At 70.0% G+C, this 22,683-nt stretch carries 18 protein-coding genes; 13 read left to right on the plus strand and 5 right to left on the minus strand.

Going from position 1 to position 22,683, the window contains the following annotated elements; genetic code table 11:
• The first annotated feature begins 27 nt into the window (after positions 1-27).
• From H1D24_RS02760 to mutM, 4 genes are all read left to right on the plus strand, one after another.
• On the plus strand, positions 28-666 hold the full coding sequence (locus H1D24_RS02760) for a YceD family protein (protein ID WP_181655904.1): 639 nt from the start codon (positions 28-30) through the stop codon (positions 664-666).
• A gap of 2 nt (positions 667-668) precedes the next feature.
• Entirely contained in the window at positions 669-842 is a 174-nt protein-coding gene (gene rpmF / locus H1D24_RS02765) for a 50S ribosomal protein L32 (RefSeq protein ID WP_028802425.1), read from the plus strand.
• 19 nt (positions 843-861) lie between these two features.
• Positions 862-1,680: a ribonuclease III gene (gene rnc, locus H1D24_RS02770; protein ID WP_181655686.1), complete on the plus strand. Its 819-nt coding sequence runs from the start codon at positions 862-864 to the stop codon at positions 1,678-1,680.
• 199 nt (positions 1,681-1,879) lie between these two features.
• The gene (gene mutM, locus H1D24_RS02775; RefSeq protein WP_181655687.1) at positions 1,880-2,749 is read left to right on the plus strand and encodes a bifunctional DNA-formamidopyrimidine glycosylase/DNA-(apurinic or apyrimidinic site) lyase; all 870 of its coding nucleotides are present in this window, start codon (positions 1,880-1,882) and stop codon (positions 2,747-2,749) included.
• A 3-nt stretch (positions 2,750-2,752) separates the two neighbouring features.
• Here mutM and H1D24_RS02780 read toward each other — a convergent pair whose 3' ends face one another.
• Both H1D24_RS02780 and H1D24_RS02785 read right to left on the minus strand, forming a co-directional pair.
• Positions 2,753-3,175, minus strand: a complete 423-nt coding sequence (locus H1D24_RS02780; RefSeq protein WP_181655688.1) for a winged helix-turn-helix transcriptional regulator — start codon at positions 3,173-3,175, stop codon at positions 2,753-2,755.
• A 74-nt stretch (positions 3,176-3,249) separates the two neighbouring features.
• Positions 3,250-4,227 carry a CAP domain-containing protein gene (locus tag H1D24_RS02785; RefSeq protein ID WP_181655689.1) on the minus strand — a complete coding sequence of 326 codons (978 nt, stop codon included), beginning with the start codon at positions 4,225-4,227 and terminating at the stop codon, positions 3,250-3,252.
• Positions 4,228-4,355: 128 nt separating this feature from the next.
• On the opposite strand from H1D24_RS02785, the gene H1D24_RS02790 reads away from it, so the two are divergent.
• From H1D24_RS02790 to H1D24_RS02805, 4 genes are all read left to right on the plus strand, one after another.
• Positions 4,356-4,637, plus strand: coding sequence for an acylphosphatase (locus H1D24_RS02790; RefSeq protein WP_181655690.1), 282 nt, complete (start codon positions 4,356-4,358; stop codon positions 4,635-4,637).
• A gap of 379 nt (positions 4,638-5,016) precedes the next feature.
• Entirely contained in the window at positions 5,017-5,229 is a 213-nt protein-coding gene (locus tag H1D24_RS02795; RefSeq protein ID WP_181655691.1) for a hypothetical protein, read from the plus strand.
• A gap of 351 nt (positions 5,230-5,580) precedes the next feature.
• The gene (locus H1D24_RS02800) at positions 5,581-9,411 is read left to right on the plus strand and encodes an SMC hinge domain-related protein (RefSeq protein ID WP_181655692.1); all 3,831 of its coding nucleotides are present in this window, start codon (positions 5,581-5,583) and stop codon (positions 9,409-9,411) included.
• A 291-nt stretch (positions 9,412-9,702) separates the two neighbouring features.
• Positions 9,703-11,121 (plus strand): sugar porter family MFS transporter, encoded by a 1,419-nt coding sequence (locus tag H1D24_RS02805; RefSeq protein WP_181655693.1) that lies wholly within the window; start codon positions 9,703-9,705, stop codon positions 11,119-11,121.
• A gap of 88 nt (positions 11,122-11,209) precedes the next feature.
• Here the strand turns inward: H1D24_RS02805 and H1D24_RS02810 are convergent, their stop codons facing one another.
• Positions 11,210-12,181, minus strand: a complete 972-nt coding sequence (locus H1D24_RS02810; protein ID WP_181655694.1) for an LLM class flavin-dependent oxidoreductase — start codon at positions 12,179-12,181, stop codon at positions 11,210-11,212.
• Positions 12,182-12,271: 90 nt separating this feature from the next.
• Positions 12,272-13,717, minus strand: coding sequence for a purine-cytosine permease family protein (locus H1D24_RS02815; protein WP_181655695.1), 1,446 nt, complete (start codon positions 13,715-13,717; stop codon positions 12,272-12,274).
• A gap of 156 nt (positions 13,718-13,873) precedes the next feature.
• Here H1D24_RS02815 and ftsY point away from each other — a divergent pair, with 156 nt between their 5' ends.
• Positions 13,874-15,085 (plus strand): signal recognition particle-docking protein FtsY, encoded by a 1,212-nt coding sequence (ftsY, locus tag H1D24_RS02820; protein WP_181655696.1) that lies wholly within the window; start codon positions 13,874-13,876, stop codon positions 15,083-15,085.
• Positions 15,086-15,160: 75 nt separating this feature from the next.
• On the opposite strand, the gene H1D24_RS02825 is transcribed toward ftsY, so the two are convergent.
• Positions 15,161-15,823, minus strand: coding sequence for a bifunctional DNA primase/polymerase (locus H1D24_RS02825; protein WP_181655697.1), 663 nt, complete (start codon positions 15,821-15,823; stop codon positions 15,161-15,163).
• A 444-nt stretch (positions 15,824-16,267) separates the two neighbouring features.
• On the opposite strand from H1D24_RS02825, the gene nsdA reads away from it, so the two are divergent.
• From nsdA to H1D24_RS02845, 4 genes are all read left to right on the plus strand, one after another.
• Positions 16,268-17,758 (plus strand): transcriptional repressor NsdA, encoded by a 1,491-nt coding sequence (gene nsdA, locus H1D24_RS02830; protein ID WP_181655698.1) that lies wholly within the window; start codon positions 16,268-16,270, stop codon positions 17,756-17,758.
• Between the two features lie 473 nt (positions 17,759-18,231).
• A complete protein-coding gene (locus tag H1D24_RS02835) occupies positions 18,232-19,578 on the plus strand; it encodes an ammonium transporter (RefSeq protein ID WP_181655699.1) in 1,347 nt (448 codons plus the stop codon).
• Positions 19,575-19,913 carry a P-II family nitrogen regulator gene (locus tag H1D24_RS02840; RefSeq protein WP_030231663.1) on the plus strand — a complete coding sequence of 113 codons (339 nt, stop codon included), beginning with the start codon at positions 19,575-19,577 and terminating at the stop codon, positions 19,911-19,913. The genes H1D24_RS02835 and H1D24_RS02840 overlap by 4 nt, the downstream gene beginning before the upstream one ends.
• A gap of 24 nt (positions 19,914-19,937) precedes the next feature.
• Positions 19,938-22,424 (plus strand): [protein-PII] uridylyltransferase, encoded by a 2,487-nt coding sequence (locus H1D24_RS02845; RefSeq protein WP_181655700.1) that lies wholly within the window; start codon positions 19,938-19,940, stop codon positions 22,422-22,424.
• The last annotated feature ends 259 nt before the right edge of the window (positions 22,425-22,683 follow it).

Genomic DNA, 22,683 nt, shown 5'->3' on the forward strand with positions numbered 1-22,683 from the left:
CTTCGACGATCGAAAGCAGGAACGGCCCTGAACGCCCGCCTCGACCACCGCAACCCCCTCGTGTTCGACACACACGAGCTGGGGCGGCGTCCTGGTGCGCTTCAGCGCCTGACCCGCACGATCGACGCTCCCAAGGACTTCGGTCTCCAGGGAGTGATCGGAGTGCCGGAAGGCGCTCCGGTCGAGCTCGAACTCCGGCTGGAGTCGGTCATGGAAGGGGTGCTCGTCACAGGGACCGCCCGTGCGCGCGCCGAGGGGGAGTGCGTAAGGTGTCTGGAGCCGCTCGGGCTGGAGCTCGAAGCGGACTTCCAGGAGATGTTCTCGTACCCTGACGCCGACGACCGGGGCCGTGTGATCGCGGAACCGGGCGACGACGCCGAGGACGACGAGGACAGGCTCTTTATCGAGGACGGCCTGTTCGACCTCGAGCCCGTGCTGCGCGATGCGGTGGTGCTCGCACTGCCGATGCAGCCGGTGTGCCAGGAAGACTGCCCGGGTCTGTGCTCCCAGTGCGGAGCGCGGCTGGCGGACGACCCGGACCACCACCATGACGCCGTCGACATCCGTTGGGCGGCACTGCAGGGACTCGCCGAGACCATTCAGGACGGCGAGAAGGACGAGATGAGCGGCGCCGAAGCGGGCGTCGACGAGAAGCAGGAGAAGTAGCCGTGGCTGTTCCGAAGCGGAAGATGTCGCGCAGCAACACGCGCCACCGCCGGTCGCAGTGGAAGGCTGCGGTCCCCACCCTGGTTGCGTGCGAGCGCTGCCACGAGCCCAAGCAGCAGCACATCGCGTGCCCCGCTTGTGGCACCTACAACAAGCGCCAGGTCCTCGAGGTCTGAGCGGCTGGTGAGAGGCGCGATGTCTGACGCCAAGGCGGAATCGACCGTCAAGAACAAGGCGGACAACACGGCCTCGTCCCACACGCTTCTGGAAGGGCGGCTCGGGTACAAGCTCGAGTCCGCCCTTCTGGTGCGTGCGCTGACCCACCGTTCCTACGCATACGAGAACGGCGGTCTGCCGACGAACGAGCGGCTCGAGTTCCTCGGGGACTCGGTGCTCGGCCTCGTCGTCACGGACACGCTGTACCGCACCCACCCCGACCTGCCCGAAGGCCAGCTGGCCAAGCTGCGGGCCGCGGTGGTCAACTCGCGTGCGCTGGCGGAGGTGGGCCGCGGGCTCGACCTCGGTGCCTTCGTCCGGCTCGGCCGGGGCGAGGAAGGCACGGGCGGCAGGGACAAGGCCTCGATCCTCGCCGACACGCTGGAAGCAGTGATCGGCGCGGTCTATCTCGACCAGGGGCTGGACGTGGCGGCGGAGCTGGTGCACCGCCTCTTCGACCCGCTGATCGAGAAGTCGTCGAACCTGGGAGCCGGCCTGGACTGGAAGACCAGTCTCCAGGAGCTCACCGCGACCGAAGGCCTCGGCGTACCCGAGTACCTGGTCACGGAGACCGGCCCCGACCACGAGAAGACCTTCACTGCTGCCGCCCGCGTCGGAGGCGTCTCGTACGGCACCGGCACCGGCCGCAGCAAGAAGGAAGCGGAGCAGCAGGCCGCGGAGTCCGCGTGGCGCGCGATTCGCGCGGCGGCGGACGAGCGGGCGAAGACGGAGGCCGCGACAGCCGCCGCCTCCGACGGGGTCCCCGACGACGTTGCGTCGGCCCCGACGACGGCCTGACGGCGGGGCGCGTGGGTCATATGACGACCCACGCGCCCATCGCTTTGCGGTCGGCGCCTGCCTGGCGTGCCTCGCGCTATTGCCGGGTGCGGCGCCTGGGCGCCGTAGGGGTCCCCGGCCGGCGCCGCAGACGCGGAGGTACGCTGCCGAGGCGTGGGGCGGCGCCCCAGTCGTCGGCAAGCACCTCCGGAGGAGACCCGTGCCAGAGTTGCCCGAAGTAGAGGTCGTACGGCGCGGACTCGCCCGCTGGACAGCCGACCGCACCGTCGCCGACGCCGAGGTCCTGCACCCCCGCGCCGTACGCCGCCACATCGGCGGCCCGGACGACTTCACGCACCGCCTCAAGGGCCACGTCATAGGCGCCCCGAGCCGCCGCGGCAAGTACCTGTGGCTGCCGCTCGCCGACACGAACACCTCCGTTCTCGCCCATCTCGGCATGAGCGGACAGTTGCTCGTCCAGCCGGCCGAGGCCCTCGACGAGAAGCATCTGCGGATCCGGATCCGGTTCGCCGACGACCTGGGGACCGAACTGCGGTTCGTCGACCAGCGCACCTTCGGCGGGCTCTCGCTGCACGAGAACACCCTCGACGGTCTTCCCGACGTCATCGCGCACATCGCGCGCGACCCGCTGGACCCCGAGTTCGACGAGGCCGCGTTCCACACCGCCCTGCGCCGCCGCCGTACGACGATCAAGCGCGCCCTGCTCGACCAGTCACTGATCAGCGGCGTGGGCAACATCTACGCGGACGAGGCGCTGTGGCGGGCCAAGCTGCACTACGACCGCCCCACCGCGACCTTCACCCGCCCCCGTACCACCGAGCTCCTCGGCCATGTCCGGGATGTCATGAACGCCGCACTGGCCGTCGGCGGCACCAGCTTCGACAGCCTCTACGTCAATGTGAACGGCGAGTCGGGCTACTTCGACCGGTCCCTGGACGCATACGGGCGGGAAGGCGAGCCGTGTCGGCGCTGCGGCACCATCATGCGCCGACGCCCCTGGATGAACCGTTCCAGCTATTTCTGCCCGCGCTGTCAGCGCCTGCCGGTCACCAGGCGGCGTCTTCCGTAGGCGCTACGCGCGGCCGTCGAGGGTGCTGCGCTTCGCGTCGTACGACGCACGCGCTTCGAGCACCTCGTCCATCCGGCCCTCGACGAAGTGGATGAGAGCCATCAGGCGCTCCGCAACCGCCCGGCCCAGGGGTGTCAGTTCGTAGTCAACGCGTGGCGGGTTGGTGGGCTGCGCCTCGCGGTGCACCAGTCCGTCCCGCTCCAGCGCGTGCAGCGTCTGGGAGAGCATCTTCTCGCTGACCCCGTCCACGCGTCGGCGCAGCTCGTTGAAGCGGAAGCTGCCCTCGTGCAGGGCACCGAGGGTGAGCGCACCCCACCGACCGGTGACGTGTTCGAGCGTGCCGCGCGAGGGGCAATGCCTGGAGAACACATCGAACGCCAGGTCCTGACAGTCCACGGCGCCCTCGGCCTGCGCGATGGGTTTCATGACGCCACCATACTGCCGCACAGCGCTAGCCAAGGGTGCGCGCTATCGAAAAGTTAGCGACGCTCGGTAACGGATCAGAAGCCGAAGTCCTGGGTCCACCACGGGCCGCCCGACTCGAAAACGGCGCCGACACCCATGGTCTCGTACTCGCAGTTGAGGATGTTGGCCCGGTGGCCGGGGCTGTTCATCCAGGCGTCCATCACGGACTGGGCGTTGGCCTGCCCGCGGGCTATGTTCTCGCCGCCGAGATCGGAGATTCCGGCCGCATCGGCACGGTCCCACGGTGTGTCGCCGTCCGGATCTGTGTGCGAGAAGAATCCGCGCTCTGCCATGTCCTCGCTGAGGTCCGCGGCCAGCGTGGCCAGCGCGTTGTCCGTGCGCACCGGGCTGCAGCCGGCCTCGGCCCGCTCCTTGTTGACCAGCGTCAGCACCTGAGCCTCGGCGGCGCTCTCGGCGGACTGCTCACCGGAGCCGGAGCCGGAGGTGGGCTGCTCGGTCTCGGCGTCGGCGGTACGCGACGGGCTCGTCGTCGTCGCCCCGGAGCCGGAGCCGGAGCCGGAGCCGCCCGAGCCGGTCTCCTTGGCCGACGGCTTCTGTGGTGGTGTCGCTGAGGGCTTGGCCGACGACGTCGACGGTGATGCGGACGGCGACGCGGAACGCTCGGTGCCGCGGCCCGTGTTGCCCGTCTCGCGGTCGTCGGCGCTCGCGCTCCCGCCGCCCTGCGTCTCCAGCTGCGACGGGGAGTCCGCGGCCTCGACCTTGTCGGGATTGCCCCCGCCGATCCGGTAGTTGTCGCCGCCGGGCAGTATGCCGGAAGCCATGGCGACAGCGCCCACGGCGACGGCCGCGGAAACGCCGAGCAGCCCCGTACGGACCGGCGCCGCTGCCCGCTTCCTGCGGCGGTGCGACCCTCCGCCGGAGCGGTTGGCCACGGGATTGGGCGCGGTGGGCGCGTATGCGTCCGCGTACAGACTGTCCGCGTACAGACCGGTGCCCGCTGCAGCGCGGCTCGTGGCGGCGCTGCCGGCGGCGGAGCGTCGGTGGCGTCCCATGCCTTGGCCTTCCTCGTCTCGCGGTCAAGTGCGCACCCGAACGGGTGAGGTCCAACGGATCGGGACGCTACCCCATGACGCGAGAGGGCGAAGTGTCTCCTGAGCAATTGCCCGGTTAGCGTGCACCCATGAACGAACATGTCCGGCTCACCGCATGGGTACGCGGACGAGTACAGGGAGTCGGTTTCCGCTGGTTCACGCGGGCCAAGGCTCTGGAGATCGGCGGCCTGAGTGGTTTTGCTCTCAATCTGGGCGATGGACGGGTCCAGGTCGTCGCCGAGGGCCGCCGGGCCGACTGTGAGCGCCTGCTCGACTGGCTGAGAAACGGCGACACACCCGGGAGAGTCGACGGGGTCACTGAGATCTGGGACACCCCGCGCGGCGGCTACGACGGCTTCGGCGTTCGCTGAGTCCAACCCCCGGGCCGGGGTCCCATGACATGCTCCGGACGCCCGCCTCGACAGGAATGACCTGGTGGTTGCCAAGAATCGCTTGCGGTGGAAGGCTCCACAGGGAAGGATGATCGCCACGCCCTGAGGGCCCCGCAGTGAGGCAGCGCCGCACGTTCTACGGTCGCATGCCCCCGGGTTGCCCGCCGATGCGGGGCGTGATCGTGTTGACCGTCAAACTTTTTGGTGAGACGCTGGAAGCCCCGCGCACCTCAGCTGTTTGGCATGTAAGAACGGCAGCATTGAACTGAAAAGTGTCAAGCACCGCGGGTGCGATTCCCTCACGACCCATCGACCCACACCGCTTCGGTCGGTCACTCAGTGTGGAGGACCATCCATCATGGCAAAGGCGCTTCTCGGTTACGTCGGCGGCTCTGACCCGCGACTTCTCGCCGAGATGCGACGGCTTCAGCAGCGCGTCCAGGACCTGGAGTCCGAGCTCGTACGGATCCAGGCCGAGAACGACGCACTTGCGGCTGCCGCTTCTCACCACCACGGCGACCAGCTTCTGGAGAGCATCGACGTACCCCAGGCGGAGCCTGCGCTCACCTGACCACACCTGATGAACAAGCTGGTCAGGCTGTCCGTGTCAACCGCTTGAGAAACCTCAAGGGACGCTTCGGCGTCCCTTAGTACTGTTCGTACAGATGTCCCCCGCACACCCGACGGCATTCTTAACGTCTGATGTGCCCTGCACCTTCATCGATGAAACCGCAAGTTCATGCAAGTTCATGGAGTGAGACGGCAGGGCCCCGGAGGGTGACGCGCTGGACGCCTCCCCGCATGCAGAGAGGCCGGACGTCGCGGCAACAGGGGCGATGGGATCCTCCCGGGCATTGAGCCCAGGGGGATTCCCGGTGCTGGAGCGGTGTCGGGTGACAGGAGAGAGGTAGAGTCCGGCGGCGTGCACCTCAAGGCCCTGACCCTGCGCGGGTTCAAATCCTTCGCCTCAGCGACCACGCTGCGATTTGAGCCCGGCATCACCTGTGTCGTCGGCCCCAACGGGTCGGGCAAGTCCAATGTCGTGGACGCGCTGAGCTGGGTCATGGGTGAGCAGGGTGCCAAGTCGCTGCGCGGCGGCAAGATGGAGGACGTCATCTTCGCCGGCACCACCGGGCGGCCCCCGCTCGGCCGCGCCGAGGTGTCCCTGACCATCGACAACTCCGACGGCGCACTCCCCATCGAGTACGCCGAGGTCACCATCACGCGGATCATGTTCCGCAACGGCGGCAGCGAGTACCAGATCAACGGCGACACCTGCCGGCTGCTCGACATCCAGGAACTGCTGTCCGACTCCGGCATCGGCCGCGAGATGCACGTCATCGTCGGGCAGGGTCAGCTCGACTCCGTCCTTCACGCCGACCCGATGGGCCGCCGCGCGTTCATCGAGGAGGCCGCCGGCGTCCTCAAGCACCGCAAGCGCAAGGAGAAGGCGCTACGGAAGCTGGACGCGATGCAAGCCAACCTCGCCCGCGTCCAGGACCTGACCGACGAACTGCGCCGCCAGCTCAAGCCGCTGGGACGCCAGGCCGCCGTCGCCCGCCGGGCCGCCGTCATCCAGGCCGATCTCCGCGACGCCCGGCTGCGGCTGCTCGCCGACGATCTCGTACGGCTGCGCAACGCGCTCCAGGCAGAGGTCGCCGACGAAGCCGCGCTCAAGCAGCGCAAGGAGGCGGCCGAGGCCGAGTTGAAGGCGGCGCTCACCCGGGAGGCGCACCTGGAGGACGAGGTGCGCCGCCTCACGCCGCGTCTGCAACGCGCCCAGCAGACCTGGTACGAGCTGTCGCAGCTCGCCGAGCGGGTGCGCGGCACGATCTCGCTGGCCGACGCCCGTGTCAAGAGCGCCACATCCGTGCCCGCCGAGGAGCGCCGCGGCAGGGACCCCGAGGATATGGAGCGCGAGGCCGCGCGTATCCGTGAGCAGGAGGCGGAGCTCGAAGCCGCGTTGGAGGCCGCCGAGCGGGCGCTCGAGGACACGGTGGCCCACCGGGCGGAGCTCGAGCGAGAGTTGGCCGTCGAAGAGCGGCGCCTCAAGGACGTGGCGCGGGCCATCGCCGACCGGCGTGAGGGACTCGCCCGGCTGAACGGCCAGGTCAACGCGGCCCGTTCGCGCGCCGCATCCGCCCAGGCCGAGATCGACCGGCTGGCCGCCGCCCGCGACGGCGCGCAGGAGCGTGCGGTCGCAGCCCAGGAGGAGTACGAACAGCTCAAGGCCGAGGTCGACGGGCTCGACGAGGGCGATGCGGTCCTCGCCGAGCAGCACGACGCGGCCCGACGGGGGCTCGTCGACGCGGAGGCCGCGCTGACCGCTGCCCGAGAGGCGGCGACCACCGCAGAACGCAAGCGCGCGGCCCTTGCCGCCCGGCATGAGGCCCTGGCGCTGGGGCTGCGGCGCAAGGACGGTACGGGTGCGCTGCTGGGGGCGAAGGACCGCCTGACGGGGCTGCTGGGCCCGGCGGCGGAACTGCTGTCGGTCGCCCCTGGCTTCGAGGTGGCGGTGGCGGCCGCGCTCGGTGCGGCTGCAGACGCGGTGGCCGTGGCCAATCCGTCGACCGCAGCAGAAGCGATCCGCCTGCTGCGGAAACAGGACGCGGGTCGCGCGGCGATGCTGCTGGGCGGGGCGCCGGAACCGGAGGCTGCCGGGACCCCACGCGCGCGTGGCGGCGTTCCGGCCGCCGACGGGCGGGCAGTGGAGGACATGGCGCCTGGTGCCGCGGACGATCCGGGCGGCGTGGGCCTCCCTGGCTCGGAGGCGTACCGGGTCGCCGGCGGGGCGCCGGAACCGGAGGCTGCTGCGACTGCACGCGCGCGTGGCGTGGACCCGGCGGGCGTGGGCCATCCCTTGGATGCCGCATCGCCTGATGCCGGAACATCCGGGTCCGCGGTGCCCGTTGCCGGAACACGGTGGGGCACGCCGGCGGGTGGGCCCGGTGACGCGCCCCTCGTCGCCGAGCTGATCCGCGGCCCCGGTGAACTGCTGCCCGCCGTGCGGCGGCTCGTGCGGGACATGGTCGTCGTCGGCACCCTCGACGATGCCGAGGACTTCGTCTACGGCCACCCGGAGCTGGTCGCCGTCACCGCCGAAGGGGACGTGCTGGGCGCGCACTTCGCGCACGGCGGTTCCGCTGGTGCGCCCAGCCTGCTGGAGGTGCAGGCGCAGGTGGACGAGGCCGCGGCAGAGCTGGAAGAGCTCGCGGTGCGCTGCGAGGAGCTGGCCGAGGAGCAGCATCAGGCCACCGAGCGGCGTACGGAGTGCGCCGCGCTCGTCGAGGAGCTCGGGGAGCGGCGGCGGGTCGCCGACCGCGCGAAGTCGTCCGTCGCGCAGCAGCTCGGCCGGCTCGCCGGGCAGGCGCGTGGGGCGGCCGGCGAGGCCGAGCGGAGCGCCGCCGCTGCCGCGAAGGCCCAGGAGGCCCTGGAGAAGGCCGTCGCGGAGGCCGAGGAACTCGCCGAACGTCTGGCCGTCGCCGAGGAGATGCCGGTCGAGGAGGAGCCCGACACATCCGTACGCGACCGGCTCGCGGCGGACGGGGCCAACGCCCGGCAGACGGAGATGGAGGCCCGCCTCCAGGTTCGTACGCACGAGGAGCGGGTCAAGGGGCTTGCCGGACGGGCCGACTCCCTCGACCGGGCAGCCCGCGCGGAACGAGAGGCACGCGCGCGTGCCGAACAGCGGCGGGCCCGGCTGCGCCACGAGGCCGCCGTGGCCGAGGCCGTGGGCTCCGGCGCGCGCCAGCTGCTGGCCCATGTCGAGGTGTCCCTCGCGCGGGCCGACGAGGAGCGCGCCGCCGCCGAGCGTGCCAAGGCGGACCGGGAGCAGGAGCTGACCGTCGCGCGCAACGCCGGCCGCGATCTCAAGGCGGAACTCGACAAGTTGACGGATTCAGTGCACCGAGGGGAGGTACTCGGCGCCGAGAAGCGGCTGCGGATCGAGCAGCTGGAGGCGAAGGCACTGGAGGAGCTCGGTGTGGAACCGGCCGGTCTCGTCGCCGAGTACGGTCCTGACCAGCTCGTGCCGCCCTCGCCCCCCGCCGAGGGCGAGGAACTCCCCGACGACCCTGAGCATCCGCGCAACCAGCCCCGGCGCTTCGTCCGCGCCGAGCAGGAGAAGCGGCTCAAGTCAGCCGAACGGGCGTATCAGCAGCTGGGAAAGGTCAATCCGCTGGCGCTGGAGGAGTTCGCAGCGCTGGAGGAACGTCACAATTTCCTCTCCGAGCAGCTCGAGGACCTGAAGAAGACGCGGGCTGATCTCCTGCAGGTGGTGAAGGAGGTCGACGAGCGCGTCGAGCAGGTCTTCACCGAGGCGTACCGGGACACGGCCCGTGAGTTCGAGGGAGTGTTCTCGCGGCTCTTCCCGGGCGGCGATGGCCGGTTGATCCTGACCGATCCCGACAACATGCTCACCACGGGCGTCGATGTCGAGGCACGGCCTCCGGGGAAGAAGGTGAAGCGGCTGTCGCTGCTGTCCGGCGGCGAGCGGTCGCTGACCGCGGTGGCGCTGCTGGTGTCGATCTTCAAGGCGCGGCCGAGCCCGTTCTATGTGATGGACGAGGTCGAGGCCGCGCTCGACGACACGAACCTGCAGCGGCTGATCCGGATCATGCAGGAGCTCCAGGAGAGCTCACAACTGATCGTGATCACGCACCAGAAGCGGACGATGGAGGTCGCGGACGCGCTCTATGGCGTGTCGATGCAGGGCGACGGCGTCTCGAAGGTGATCAGTCAGCGGCTTCGCTGAGGCGCTGGCGGCATCACTGAACGGCTGACGGCATCGCTGACCTGCGATGTATCGGCGAAGCACGAGGTCGCGAACGAGGTCGCCTCGTCTCCTGATTCAAGCCTTGAATGCAGCTGGCCGTGGCTGCGGGGTGAGTCCGGTGCCAACCCCAGCACTTGACTTCAAAAATTGAACGCATATTCTCTGCGGCGTTGCTTTTACCTTCAGGTGGTGGGCCGCCCAAAGTTGTGCCCCACTGGAAGGGCCTGCCCCACCCCCGGCAACGCTGCCGGTGGCCCGAGGAGTACTCACGTGACCAGCGCAGAGAAGGCACCGGCATCCGGAGCCAGGGAAGCTCATCCAGAGCATCTTGCACACGTCGTCTTCATCGCGGCAGCGGCCGCGATGGGCGGCTTCCTCTTCGGTTACGACAGTGCCGTGATCAACGGCGCCGTCGAGGCCATCCGGGATCGCTACGACATCGGCTCCGCGACCCTCGCCCAGGTGATCGCGATCGCGCTGATCGGCTGCGCCATCGGTGCCGCCACGGCCGGACGGATCGCCGACCGCATCGGCCGCATCCGCTGCATGCAGATCGCGTCGATTCTCTTCACCATCAGCGCCATCGGTTCCGCGCTGCCCTTCGCCCTGTACGACCTGGCCTTCTGGCGGATCGTCGGCGGCTTCGCCATCGGTATGGCCTCCGTCATCGGTCCCGCCTACATCGCCGAGGTCGCCCCGGCCGCGTACCGCGGACGGCTCGGCTCCTTCCAGCAGGCCGCGATCGTCGTCGGCATCGCCATCTCGCAGTTGGTCAACTACGCCATCCTGAACGCCGCGGGCGGCAACCAGCGCGGTCAGCTGATGGGCCTGGAGGCCTGGCAGGTCATGCTGGGCGTCATGGTCATCCCGGCCATCCTCTACGGTCTGCTCTCCTTCGCCATCCCCGAGTCGCCGCGCTATCTGATCGAGGTGGGGAAGGACGCGCGCGCCCGTGAGGTGCTTGAAGAGGTCGAGGGCAAGGACGTCGACCTCGACGCCCGCGTGGAGGAGATCCGGATCGCCATGCACCGAGAGGAGAAGCCGACGTTCAAGGACCTGCTCGGCGGCAGCTTCCTCTTCAAGCCGATCGTCTGGATCGGCATCGGTCTCTCCGTATTCCAGCAGTTCGTCGGCATCAATGTGGCGTTCTACTACTCGGCGACGCTGTGGCAGTCGGTCGGCGTCAACCCGGCGGCGTCCTTCCTGTACTCGTTCACCACGTCGATCATCAACATCGTCGGCACCGTGATCGCCATGATCTTCGTCGACAGGATCGGCCGTAAGCCGCTCGCGCTCATCGGTTCCGTGGGTATGGTCATCGGTCTCGCGCTGGAGGCCTGGGCCTTCAGTTACGACCTCGTGGACGGGAAGCTGCCGAGCACCCAGGGCTGGGTCGCCCTGGTCGCGGCGCATCTGTTCGTCCTCTTCTTCGCCCTCTCCTGGGGTGTGGTCGTCTGGGTCCTGCTCGGCGAGATGTTCCCGAACAAGATCCGTGCCGCGGCGCTCGGCGTGGCCGCCTCCGCCCAGTGGATCGCCAACTGGGCGATCACTGCGACCTTCCCGTCGCTGGCGGACTGGAACCTGTCCGGGACGTACATCATCTACACGGTCTTCGCCGCGCTCTCGATCCCCTTCGTGCTCAAGTTCGTGAAGGAGACCAAGGGCAAGGCGTTGGAGGAGATGGGCTAAGTCCCCGCTGCCCCTCTCCTCGACCCTTCCGCCGCCCCCGGTTCGGCCTCTGCCCGAGCCGGGGGCGGCGCCGCACATTCGCGGTCACTCAGTCCTTCAGGCGCGGCAGCACCTGCTCGGCGAACAGGTGCAGGCTGCGCCAACCCTCGTCGACGGGCATCCCGCCGCAGAGCGGATGCAGCACATAGTTCTCCGCGCCCAGGCCCACGCACTCGTCAGGGGTGACGACGCGGTAGACGCCCTCGTCGCGCAGCTCGTCGACCGTCGTCGCCGCCGAGCGCACGGCGGACTTGATGTCCGAGGACTGCCAGGAGGCGTACGTACGCGCCTCGTGGAGGAAATGCTCGCCGTACTCGGCCCACACGCGGTCCGGGTCCTCGGCGATGTGCAGCAGCGGGGTCTCGGCGGCGGGCATCATGCAGAACCCCTCGGTACCGTACTCGGCGCACTGTGCCTGGTAGTACGCCTCCAGCTCCGGCAGGTGCGCACTGGGGAAGAACGGCATCCCCAGCCGGGCGGCCCTGCGCGCGGCGGCCTGCGACGAGCCGCCGACCAGCACCAGCGGATGCGGCTCGTTGTACGGGCGGGGGGTCACCTGGACCGTACGGCCGCGGAACTCGAACGGCTCTCCCGTCCACGCCTTGAGCAGCGTCTCGAGCAGCTCGTCCTGCAGTCGGCCCCGCCGCTTCCACTCCACGTCGAAGGCCGCGTACTCCTCGGGCCGGTAGCCGATTCCCACCACGGTCACCAGCCGTCCGCCACTGAGCAGGTCCAGTACGGCGATGTCCTCCGCGAGCCGCAGCGGATCGTGCAGTGGGCCGATGACCGCGGACACCGTGACGGCGATCTGGCGGGTGGCGCCGAAGACCGCGCCGGCGAAGGCGAAGGGCGACGGGAGCCAGTTGTTCGGGACGCCGTGGTGCTCCTCGGTCTGCACCGTGGTGACACCGCGGTCGTCGGCGTACGTGGCCATCTCCAGCGCGGCGCGATATCGGGCACTCAGCGACGCCGGGGTGGCGGCGGGATCGACGAGATTGAAACGTACGACCGTGACGGGCATGGCTGACGTCCCCCTTCACCATGGGCGGGCGAAGGGCGACGTTAGCTGACGGAGCGTCAGATGAACAGGGTCAGATGGCTGCGGGAGCGGTCATACGCCGACGAGTTCGGCCTCGTCGGACGCCCGCTCCGAGGGGACCGCCGCGGCGGGTGCCTTCGGCAGCACCGAGTACAGCACGGCCGCGACGACGATGGTGGTCAGCCAGCCCAGGCCGTTGCGCCCGACCCAGGAGGTGGCCAGCGGGCCGCTGAACCAGTCGACTTTCGTGAAGAGCAGCCCCACCACGAGAGCGACGCCCCAGGCGGTCATCGCCTGCCAGGCGAAACCGGCCCGGTACCAGTAGGCGCTGGTGCGCCCGGTGTCCATGAGCGCCTCACCGTCGTACGTCCTCCTGCGCAGCATGTCGACGCCGAAGACGCCGATCCACGCGGAGAACGCCACCGCGAGCAGGGTGAGGAACGAGATGAACGACCCCATGAAGCTCGTCGCCACGTTCATCAGCAGATAGCCGAGCACCAGGCTGATCACGGCGTTGACGCTGACCGCCCACGCGCGCGGGACCCTTACCCCGAGCGTCTGCGCGGTGAAGCCCGCCGAGTACATCGACATCGAGTTGATCAACAGCATGCCGATCAGGGCCATCACCAGATACGGGACGGCGATCCATGTCGGCAGTAGCTCGCCCAGGAACGACACCGGGTCCGATGCGGACGACAGGTCGGGAACGCTGACCGCCATGACCGCACCCATCAGCACGAGCGGCAGGACGACGATGCCCGCCCCGCCGACCGAGTGCCCGACCAGGGCCCTGCTGGAGGCGGTACGCGGCAGATAGCGAGTGAAGTCCGGGGCAGAGGGCGCCCAGCTGAGGCCGCCGGCAGCGAGGGTGCCGATGCCGGCGACCATCATCGCCGTGGATCCGGCGGGCCTGGCGAAGACCTGGGACCAGTCGGTGCGCGCCACGAGATACGCCAGCACCAGGACGCTGAAGGCGCCGAAGAGATACGTGGACCAGGTGCTGCAGACATGCAGCACCTTGCGGCCGAGGCCGCTGATCAGGAACGTACCGGCGACGAATGCGACGAGCGTGACGACTGTCAGCGCCGCGCTGCCCTCCACGCCGAAGCAGATGTCGAGGACGGTGAGGATCGCATACGCGCCGGTCACCGCGTTGATCGTCTCCCAGCCCCAGCGGGCGACCCAGATCAGTGAGCCGGGGAAGAAGTTGCCGCGCTGGCCGAAGACGGCGCGCGACAGGGTCATGCCGGGGGATCCGCCGCGTTTGCCCGCGATGGATATCAGGCCGACGATCCCGTAGCTGAGGATCGGCGAGACCGCTGCGACCACGAGGATCTGCCAGAAGTTGAGGCCGCCGGTGACGACCAGGCCTGCGCCCATGGTCAGCAGCAGGACGCTGATGTTGGCGGCCACCCAGGTGGGGAACAGCTCACGGGTCCTGGCGTGCCGCTCGGCGTGGGGGACGGGTTCGATGCCGCGCGTTTCGAGCGCGCCTTCAGAGGGCGTGGTGGTGCTCATGAAGGGGATGTCGTACCTCTCGCTCGGCTCGGCAGGAGAGCCGGGTGGGGAGGCGTCATCGTACGTTAATCCGAGTTGCCCCATCAAGCGGCTTACGTCCTTGGAGGAATGTCCAAAGACCTGACCCGGGTGCCCATGGCCGATACTGGACGCGTTATGGACATCGTCATCCTTGCTGTAGTCATCGCCGTGGTCGTGATCGGCGCGCTCGGCGGGCTCGTGGTCGGCAGCCGTAGAAGGAAGCAGCTGCCGCCGCCGCCCACCGCGCCCGAGATCACCGCCCCTCCGGCCGAGCCGCACGTCGGCGAAGAGGCCGAGACACCGCGCGACGAACCCCGCCGCACGATCGAGGAGGTCGACCTCCCGCTCGTCGAGCCGGGGGCGTCCGCGCCCGTCGTGGTCGAGGAGCCCCCAGCCCCGGCCGCCCCCGAGATCGAGATCCCGGAACCGACCGCGGGACGGCTGGTGCGCCTGCGCGCCCGGCTCTCCCGCTCGCAGAACGCGCTCGGCAAGGGACTGCTCACGCTGCTCTCGCGCGAGCACCTCGACGAGGACACCTGGGAGGAGATCGAGGACATCCTCCTCACCGCCGACGTCGGCGTCACCCCCACCCAGGAGCTCGTCGAGCGGCTGCGCGAGCGCGTCAAGGTGCTCGGCACCCGTACCCCCGAACAGCTGCGCGGTCTGCTGCGCGAGGAGCTGCTGAGGCTCATCGACACCGACTTCGACCGCACGGTCAACACCGAGTCCGCCCTGGACACCCCGGGCATCGTCATGGTCGTCGGCGTCAACGGCACCGGCAAGACCACGACGACCGGCAAGCTCGCGCGCGTGCTCGTCGCCGACCGCAAGTCCGTCGTGCTCGGCGCCGCGGACACCTTCCGCGCGGCCGCCGCCGACCAGCTGCAGACATGGGGCGAGCGCGTCGGAGCCCGTACCGTGCGCGGCCCCGAGGCCGGCGACCCCGCTTCCGTCGCCTACGACGCGGTGAAGGAGGGCATCCGGGAGGGCGCCGATGTCGTGCTGATCGACACCGCGGGCCGGCTGCACACCAAGACCGGTCTGATGGACGAGCTGGGCAAGGTCAAGCGCGTCGTCGAGAAGCACGCGCCGCTGGACGAGGTCCTGCTCGTCCTGGACGCCACCACTGGCCAGAACGGCCTGGTCCAGGCGCGCGTCTTCGCCGAGGTCGTCGACATCACCGGCATCGTGCTCACCAAGCTCGACGGCACGGCGAAGGGCGGCATCGTCGTCGCGGTCCAGCGTGAGCTGGGCGTGCCCGTCAAGCTCGTGGGCCTCGGTGAGGGCGCGGACGACCTGGCCCCCTTCGAGCCAGAGGCGTTCGTGGACGCGCTCATCGGGGAGTGAGGGCGCTTACCAAGTCGAGTAAGCAGACAGGGGCTCACCGCAGTACTGAATCGCGGTGAGCCCCTCGTCTGTGCCTCAGGCGCACATGCGGTGTGCCACATAGGCCAGGGTCCCCAGCAGCAGGCGCGCCTGCGGCGGACCGGTGGGCGCGTCGAGGGCGGGGGAGCGCAGCCAGCGGACCGGGCCGAGGCCGCCGCGGTCGGAGGGCGGGGCCGTGATGTGGTCACCGGGGCCCAGTCCGTGCAGATCGAGCGTGGCGTCGTCCCAGCCCATCCGGTAGAGAAGCGCCGGGAGCTCCGCTGCGGCACCCGGGGCGACGAAGAAGTGCGCCCGGCCGTCCGGCGTCGCCGTCACCGGCCCCACCGGAAGGCCCATGCGCTCCAGCCGTACGAGCGCGCACCGGCCCGCGGCCTCGCTCACCTCGATCACGTCGAAGGCGCGCCCCACCGGGAGCATGATCGCGGCGCCGGGGAACTCGCCCCAGGCCTTCGTGACCGCGTCGAGTGTGGCGTTCGCCGGGACCGCGGGCGCGAAGTCCAGGGGGTGGGCACCGGGAGCCGGGCAGTCGGCCCTGCCGCATGAGCAGGCACCGTCGACGGCTCGCGCCCCCGGGACGACGTCCCATCCCCAGAGGCCGGTGAACTCCGCCACCGCAGTGCACTCGGACGCCCGGCCGCGACGCCGTGAGCCGGGCCGGATCTCGCGCATCCCCCGGCTGCTGCCGATTGTGAAGCCCATGCCCCCTCCAACGGGTCCGGTCGGCCGGTGGTTACGAAACAGTCGTCCGTCGTCACTCTCTGTTCTCGCCCTGCCGCGACTCACCGGTCGTGACGGCGTCCGGCTGCACGGCGGGTGGTGCGCCTGGTCTTGTGCGCCCCGGCATACATCGCTCCGCCGCTTCCGCTCGCCAGTGTCAAGTCAACCGTCTGTCACCGCCCCGGAGTTCATTCGAAGGGGTGGCGAATGGTGGCGATTCCTGGAACGGCCTCGCCGCAGGGGTGATCGTAGGATTACTTTGAGTGCACGAGTCCTGGAGATGTGTGCGCTCGTGGGTATGCCAAAGGCAAGTCGGTTCCCGTACGGAGGGTGACAACCGCCGGACGTAGGACCGCAAGACGCGGCATCCTGGGGGCTTGCGGCATTCCCGCGGAGACAAGTGGCTTGAAGGATGGGGGCGTTCCAGTGGGTGGCAACGGTGGAACCGGTGCGAACGCTGAGAAGCGCCCCAACGAGCTGCTCAGCTCATGGTTCGTGCGCAGTGGCTGGTCCAAGGGCGAGCTGGCGCGCCAAGTGAACCGCCGGGCCCGCCAGTTGGGCGCCAACCACATCTCCACCGACACCTCGCGGGTGCGTCGCTGGCTGGACGGCGAGAATCCGCGCGAGCCGATCCCGCGCATCCTCTCCGAGCTCTTCTCCGAGCGCTTCGGCTGTGTCGTCGCCGTCGAGGACCTGGGCCTGCGCACCGCGCACCAGTCGCCCTCCGTGTCCGGCGTGGACCTTCCCTGGACGGGCCCGGGGACCGTGGCGTTGATCAGCGAGTTCTCGCGCAGCGACCTGATGCTGGCGCGGCGCGGCTTCCTCGGGACCTCGCTGGCCCTCTCCGCGGGCCCCGCCCTCATCGAGCCGCTGCAGCGCTGGCTGGTGCCCACGCCCGGCATGCAGCAAGGCGAGCCCGAAGCGCTGTCGCCGTCGACTGCGCGACGCGGCAACCGGCTCTCCGGACCGGAGCTCGACCTCCTGGAGTCCACCACGGTGATGTTCCGCCAGTGGGACGCCCAGTGCGGCGGCGGTCTGCGCCGCAAGGCGGTCGTCGGCCAGCTGCACGAGGTGACGGATCTGCTCCAGGAGCCCCAGCCTGCCGCGACGAACAAGCGGCTGTTCAAGGTCGCCGCCGAGCTCGCCGAGCTGGCCGGCTGGATGAGCTACGACGTGGGCCTGCAGCCGACCGCGCAGAAGTACTTCGTCCTCGCTCTGCACGCCGCCAAGGAAGCGGGCGACAAGCCCTTCGGGTCGTTCGTCCTCTCCAGCATGAGCCGCCAGATGATCCATCTCGGCAGGCCGGAAGACGCCCTGGAGCTCATCCATCTCGCGCAGTACGGAAGTCGTGACTGTGCGTCACCGCGCACCCAGGCGATGCTGTATGCGATGGAGGCGCGCGCCTACGCGAACATGGGCCAACCGGGCAAGTGCAAGCGCGCCGTCCGGATGGCCGAGGACACCTTCGCCGACGCCGAGGAGTTCGACGAGCCGGAGCCCGACTGGATCCGCTTCTTCTCCGAGGCCGAGCTCAACGGCGAGAACGCCCATTCGTACCGGGACCTCGCCTATGTGGCAGGCCGCAGCCCCGCCTACGCCTCGCTCGCCGAACCCGTCATGGCCAAGGCCGTGGAGCTGTTCGGCGAGGACGCCGAGCACCAGCGGTCGTACGCACTGAACCTCGTCGGCATGGCCACGGTGCACCTGTTGCGCAGGGAGCCCGAGCAGAGCGCTGTCCTGGCCGAGAAGGCCATGACCATCGCCAAGAAGGTCCGCTCGGAGCGGGTGAACACCCGCATCCGGAAGACCGTGGACACGGCAGTGCGCGACTTCGGGGACGTCGCCGAAGTCGTCCACCTGACGGAGCAGCTCGCCGTCCATCTGCCCGAGACGCCCGAGACAGCGGAGGCCGTCTAGAGGTCGCCCAGAAGACCCCGGCCGCGGCCGGCCGTCCCGAACTGCCCGACTCGGCACCCCCACGCCAGGTCCCCGGGACAGCCACGCCGCGGCCGGGCTGTTCTTTGCGCCTGAACCGCCACGCCGCGATCGGCTCACCCGCGCCGAGAGCTGTGCCTCCCCAGACTCCGTCCGGGGGTACTCCCACTCGCGGACATGGCTGGGCGCCGTAGGGCTTCCTCCCTTGATGGCTGCCGCCGTGCGGGGAGTTTTTGCGGCTTCTCCGGGAAGGTTGCGCCACGATAACGATCGGGCGGCCCCAGATCCGGCAGTTCATGTATCCGTAACACCCACGCCCTCTTCGTCACTGCTGCGAAACATCGAGGGGCTTCCGTCGAAACGGCGCTGCGAAAACCTCTGGCGCATAACCGGCCCACCCCTCTAACCGCTCAGGCTTCGCCCGCACGGGGCCGTACTACGACGAGGAGACGCCGATGCCTCCAGGCATCACGCTGGCCGCAGACGCTCCAACGCTGTCTGCCGCCAATACCGGATTCATGCTTATCTGTTCTGCCCTGGTGATGCTCATGACACCGGGCCTGGCCTTCTTCTACGGAGGAATGGTCCGCGTCAAGAGCACCCTGAACATGCTGATGATGAGCTTCATCAGCCTGGGCATCGTCACCATTCTCTGGGTGCTGTACGGCTTCTCGATGGCCTTCGGCACCGACTCCGGCGGCGTCATCGGCTGGTCCTCCGACTACGTCGGACTCAGCGGAATCGGCCTCACCCAGCTCTGGGACGGCTACACGATTCCGATCTATGTCTTCGCCGTCTTCCAGCTGATGTTCGCCATCATCACGCCCGCGCTGATCAGCGGTGCGCTCGCGGACCGTGTGAAGTTCTCCGCCTGGGCGCTGTTCGTCGCGCTGTGGGCCACGGTCGTCTACTTCCCGGTCGCGCACTGGGTGTGGGGCACCGGCGGCTGGGCCTTCGAGCTCGGCGTCATCGACTTCGCCGGTGGTACGGCGGTCCACATCAACGCCGGTGCGGCCGCGCTCGGCGTGATCCTGGTCATCGGCAAGCGCGTCGGCTTCAAGAAGGACCCGATGCGGCCGCACAGCCTGCCGCTGGTCATGCTCGGTGCCGGTCTGCTGTGGTTCGGCTGGTTCGGATTCAATGCCGGCTCGTGGCTGGGCAACGACGACGGCGTCGGCGCGCTGATGTTCATCAACACGCAGGTCGCCACCGCCGCCGCGATGCTCGCCTGGCTGATCTACGAGAAGATCCGCCACGGTGCGTTCACCACGCTGGGTGCCGCTTCCGGTGCGGTCGCGGGTCTCGTCGCGATCACCCCGTCCGGTGGTTCCTGCTCCCCGCTCGGTGCCATCGCCATCGGTGCCATCGCCGGTCTGCTCTGCGCCATGGCCGTCGGCCTGAAGTACAAGTTCGGCTACGACGACTCGCTCGACGTCGTGGGTGTCCACCTCGTCGGCGGTGTGGTCGGCTCGGTCCTCATCGGCTTCTTCGCCACGGGCGGCGGCCAGTCCGACGTCGCGGGTCTCTTCTACGGCGGCGGCCTCGCCCAGCTGTGGAAGCAGCTCGCCGGTGTCGGTGCGGTCCTCGCGTACTCGCTCATCGCCTCCGCGATCCTCGCCTTCCTCATCGACAAGACGATCGGAATGCGGGTCAGCGAGGACGAAGAGGTGGCCGGCATCGACCAGGTCGAGCACGCCGAGACCGCGTACGACTTCAGCGGCGCCGGCGGCGGCGCGGCCTCTCGCACGGCGGCGCCCGCCCCGGCCCAGGAAGCGCCGGAGAACAAGAAGGTGGACGCATGAAGCTCATCACGGCAGTCGTCAAGCCCCACCGGCTCGACGAGATCAAGGAAGCCCTCCAGGCCTTCGGGGTCCACGGGCTGACGGTCACCGAGGCCAGCGGCTACGGTCGTCAGCGTGGGCACACCGAGGTGTACCGCGGCGCCGAGTACACGGTCGACCTGGTTCCCAAGATCCGCATCGAGGTGCTGGTCGAGGACGACGACGCAGAACAGCTGATCGACGTCGTCGTGAAGGCCGCTCGCACCGGCAAGATCGGTGATGGCAAGGTCTGGAGCATCCCGGTCGAGACGGCCGTACGGGTGCGGACGGGCGAGCGCGGTCCCGACGCGCTCTGACCGACGAAGAACAGGAGTCGCTGGGTGACGAGTGTGGACGTGAAGACGGAAGCGGAAGACTCGGGACCCAGCGGCTATGCGGCGGCCCGGCTGCGGCTCCTCCAGGAGGAGTCGCAGTCCGGGCCGCCGCGCCGTACCGCCCTGGCCGACCTCACCGACGATTGGCTGGGTGGCCTGTTCACGGCGGCCGCGGCGGACGTGAAGGGCGCCTCCCTCATCGCGGTCGGCGGCTACGGGCGCGGCGAACTCTCCCCGCGCAGTGACCTGGACCTGCTGCTCCTGCACGACGGCAACGCCGACTCGGGTGCGGTGGCCTCCCTCGCAGACCGCATCTGGTACCCCGTGTGGGACCTGGGCCTCGCCCTCGACCACTCGGTCCGTACGCCCAGCGAGGCACGCAAGACCGCAGGTGAGGACCTCAAGGTCCAGCTCGGACTGCTCGACGCGCGCCACATCGCGGGCGACCTGGGCCTCACCGCGGGCCTGCGCACCGCCGTCCTCGCCGACTGGCGCAACCAGGCACCCAAGCGCCTCCCCGAACTCCAGGAGCTGTGCGCCGAACGCGCAGAGCGCCAGGGCGAGCTCCAGTACCTCCTCGAACCGGACCTCAAGGAGGCCCGAGGCGGACTGCGCGACGCCACCGCCCTGCGCGCCGTCGCCGCCTCCTGGCTCGCCGACGCCCCGCGCGAAGGGCTCTCCGACGCCCGCCGCCGCCTCCTGGACGTACGCGACGCCCTGCACCTGACCACCGGACGCGCCACCGACCGCCTCTCTCTCCAGGAGCAGGACCAGGTCGCCGCCGAACTCGGCCTGCTGGACGCCGACACATTGCTCCGTCAGGTGTACGAGTCGGCACGCACCGTTTCGTATGCAAGTGACGTCACATGGCGCGAGGTGGGACGTGTGCTGCGCTCGCGCGGCGCCCGGCCCCGGCTGCGGGCCATGCTCGGCGGCGGCAGCAAGCCGACGCCCGAGAGGTCTCCGCTCGCCGACGGTGTCGTCGAGCAGGACGGCGAGGTCGTGCTCGCCCGTACCGCGCGCCCCGAACGCGACCCCGTGCTCCCCTTGCGCGCCGCCGCGGCGGCCGCACAGGCGGGGCTCCCGATGTCCCTGCACGCGGTACGACGGCTGGCGGCCGCCGCCCGGCCGCTGTCCACGCCCTGGCCCGCCGAGGCGCGCGAGCAGCTCGTGACCCTGCTCGGCGCCGGACGGCCCACCGTCGAGGTGTGGGAGGCCCTGGAGGCCGAAGGCCTGATCACACGGCTGCTGCCCGACTGGGAGCGGGTGCGCTGCCGCCCGCAGCGCAACCCTGTGCACACCTGGACCGTCGACCGGCACCTGGTCGAGACGGCCGTGCGCGCCTCCGCGCTGACCCGCCGCGTCGGGCGCCCCGACCTCCTGCTGGTCGCCGCGCTGCTGCACGACATCGGCAAGGGCTGGCCCGGCGACCACTCGGTGGCCGGCGAGATCATCGCCCGCGACGTGGCCGCGCGTATCGGCTTCGACCGCGCGGACGTCGCCGTACTCGCCACGCTGGTACGCCACCACCTGCTGCTGATCGAGACCGCGACCCGGCGTGACCTGGAGGACCCGGCGACCGTTCGGTCCGTCGCCGAGGCGGTCGGCTCGGGGACCACACTCGAACTGCTGCACGCGCTCACCGAGGCCGACGCGCTGGCCACCGGGCCCGCAGCCTGGTCATCATGGCGCGGCTCGCTGGTGGCCGACCTCGTCAAGCGCGTCGCGGCCGTGCTCGCCGGTGCCGCGCCCGAGGAGCCGGAGCCGGAGGCGCCCACGGCGGAGCAGGAACGACTCGCCATCGAGGCGTTCCGCACCGGCGGCCCCGTACTGGCCCTGCGCGCCCAGACCGAGCCGCAGCTCGAGACCTCCGACGCCCCCGACGCGGAGAAGCCCTCAGCCGATCCGGAGCCGCTGGGCGTGGAACTGCTCATCGCGGTTCCCGACCAATCCGGAGTGCTGCCCGCCGTGGCGGGTGTGCTGGCGATGCACCGGCTGACGGTGCGCACCGCCGAACTGCGGGCCCTGCCTCTGCCCGACGGGGTGAACGACGAGTCGTACGACTCGGTGCTGCTGCTCGACTGGCGCGTGGCCGCCGAGTACGGCTCGCTGCCGCAGGCCGCCCGCCTGCGAGCCGACCTGGTGCGCGCGCTCGACGGGTCCCTCGACATCCCGGCCCGCCTCGCCGAACGTGATGCCGCCTATCCGCGGCGGCGCGGCACGGTGGCGCCTCCGCCCCGGGTCACGGTCGCCCCGGCGGCGTCGCGGCTCGCGACCGTCATCGAGGTGCGGGCCCAGGACGCGCCCGGGCTGCTGCACCGCATCGGGCGCGCTCTGGAGGAAGCCGGCGTGCGGGTGCGCAGCGCGCATGTCAGCACGCTCGGCGCCAACGCCGTGGACGCCTTCTATGTCACCGGGCCCGAGGGGGCACCGCTGCCGGGGGAGGAGGCCGCTTCGGTGGCCAGGGCTCTGGAGGAGATGCTGCGGGGGTGAGGACGTGCCCGGTGCCGGGCGTGCCTCGGTGCCGGGCGTGCCTCGGTGCCGGGCATGACTGCGACAGAGACGTGCCCAGTGACGGCACCGTATGTGCCCAGTGACGGCACCGTATGTGCCTAGTGACAGGGTGTGTCTCAGTGGCAAGGAAGCGCCGCAGGGACAGGCGCGTTCCGACGTGACTGATGTATCCAGGTGGCAGGGCCGTCTCGCCCGGCCATCCGGGCATCTCACTGCATATTGACGACAGGCGAGGGTG

The organism is Streptomyces himalayensis subsp. himalayensis, assembly GCF_013778455.1.
GTDB classification, from domain to species: domain Bacteria; phylum Actinomycetota; class Actinomycetes; order Streptomycetales; family Streptomycetaceae; genus Streptomyces; species Streptomyces himalayensis.

Bases quoted from the DNA above. Each gene is read 5' to 3' on its own strand.
- H1D24_RS02795 (WP_181655691.1), top strand. From the start codon at position 5,017: ATGGCAAAGGCGCTTCTCGGTTACGTCGGCGGCTCTGACCCGCGACTT.
- H1D24_RS02835 (WP_181655699.1), top strand. From the start codon at position 18,232: ATGCCTCCAGGCATCACGCTGGCCGCAGACGCTCCAACGCTGTCTGCC.
- ftsY (WP_181655696.1), top strand. From the start codon at position 13,874: ATGGACATCGTCATCCTTGCTGTAGTCATCGCCGTGGTCGTGATCGGC.
- H1D24_RS02825 (WP_181655697.1), bottom strand. From the start codon at position 15,823: ATGGGCTTCACAATCGGCAGCAGCCGGGGGATGCGCGAGATCCGGCCC.
- rnc (WP_181655686.1), top strand. From the start codon at position 862: ATGTCTGACGCCAAGGCGGAATCGACCGTCAAGAACAAGGCGGACAAC.
- H1D24_RS02840 (WP_030231663.1), top strand. From the start codon at position 19,575: ATGAAGCTCATCACGGCAGTCGTCAAGCCCCACCGGCTCGACGAGATC.
- H1D24_RS02780 (WP_181655688.1), bottom strand. From the start codon at position 3,175: ATGAAACCCATCGCGCAGGCCGAGGGCGCCGTGGACTGTCAGGACCTG.
- H1D24_RS02785 (WP_181655689.1), bottom strand. From the start codon at position 4,227: ATGGGACGCCACCGACGCTCCGCCGCCGGCAGCGCCGCCACGAGCCGC.
- H1D24_RS02810 (WP_181655694.1), bottom strand. From the start codon at position 12,181: ATGCCCGTCACGGTCGTACGTTTCAATCTCGTCGATCCCGCCGCCACC.
- H1D24_RS02790 (WP_181655690.1), top strand. From the start codon at position 4,356: ATGAACGAACATGTCCGGCTCACCGCATGGGTACGCGGACGAGTACAG.
- H1D24_RS02815 (WP_181655695.1), bottom strand. From the start codon at position 13,717: ATGAGCACCACCACGCCCTCTGAAGGCGCGCTCGAAACGCGCGGCATC.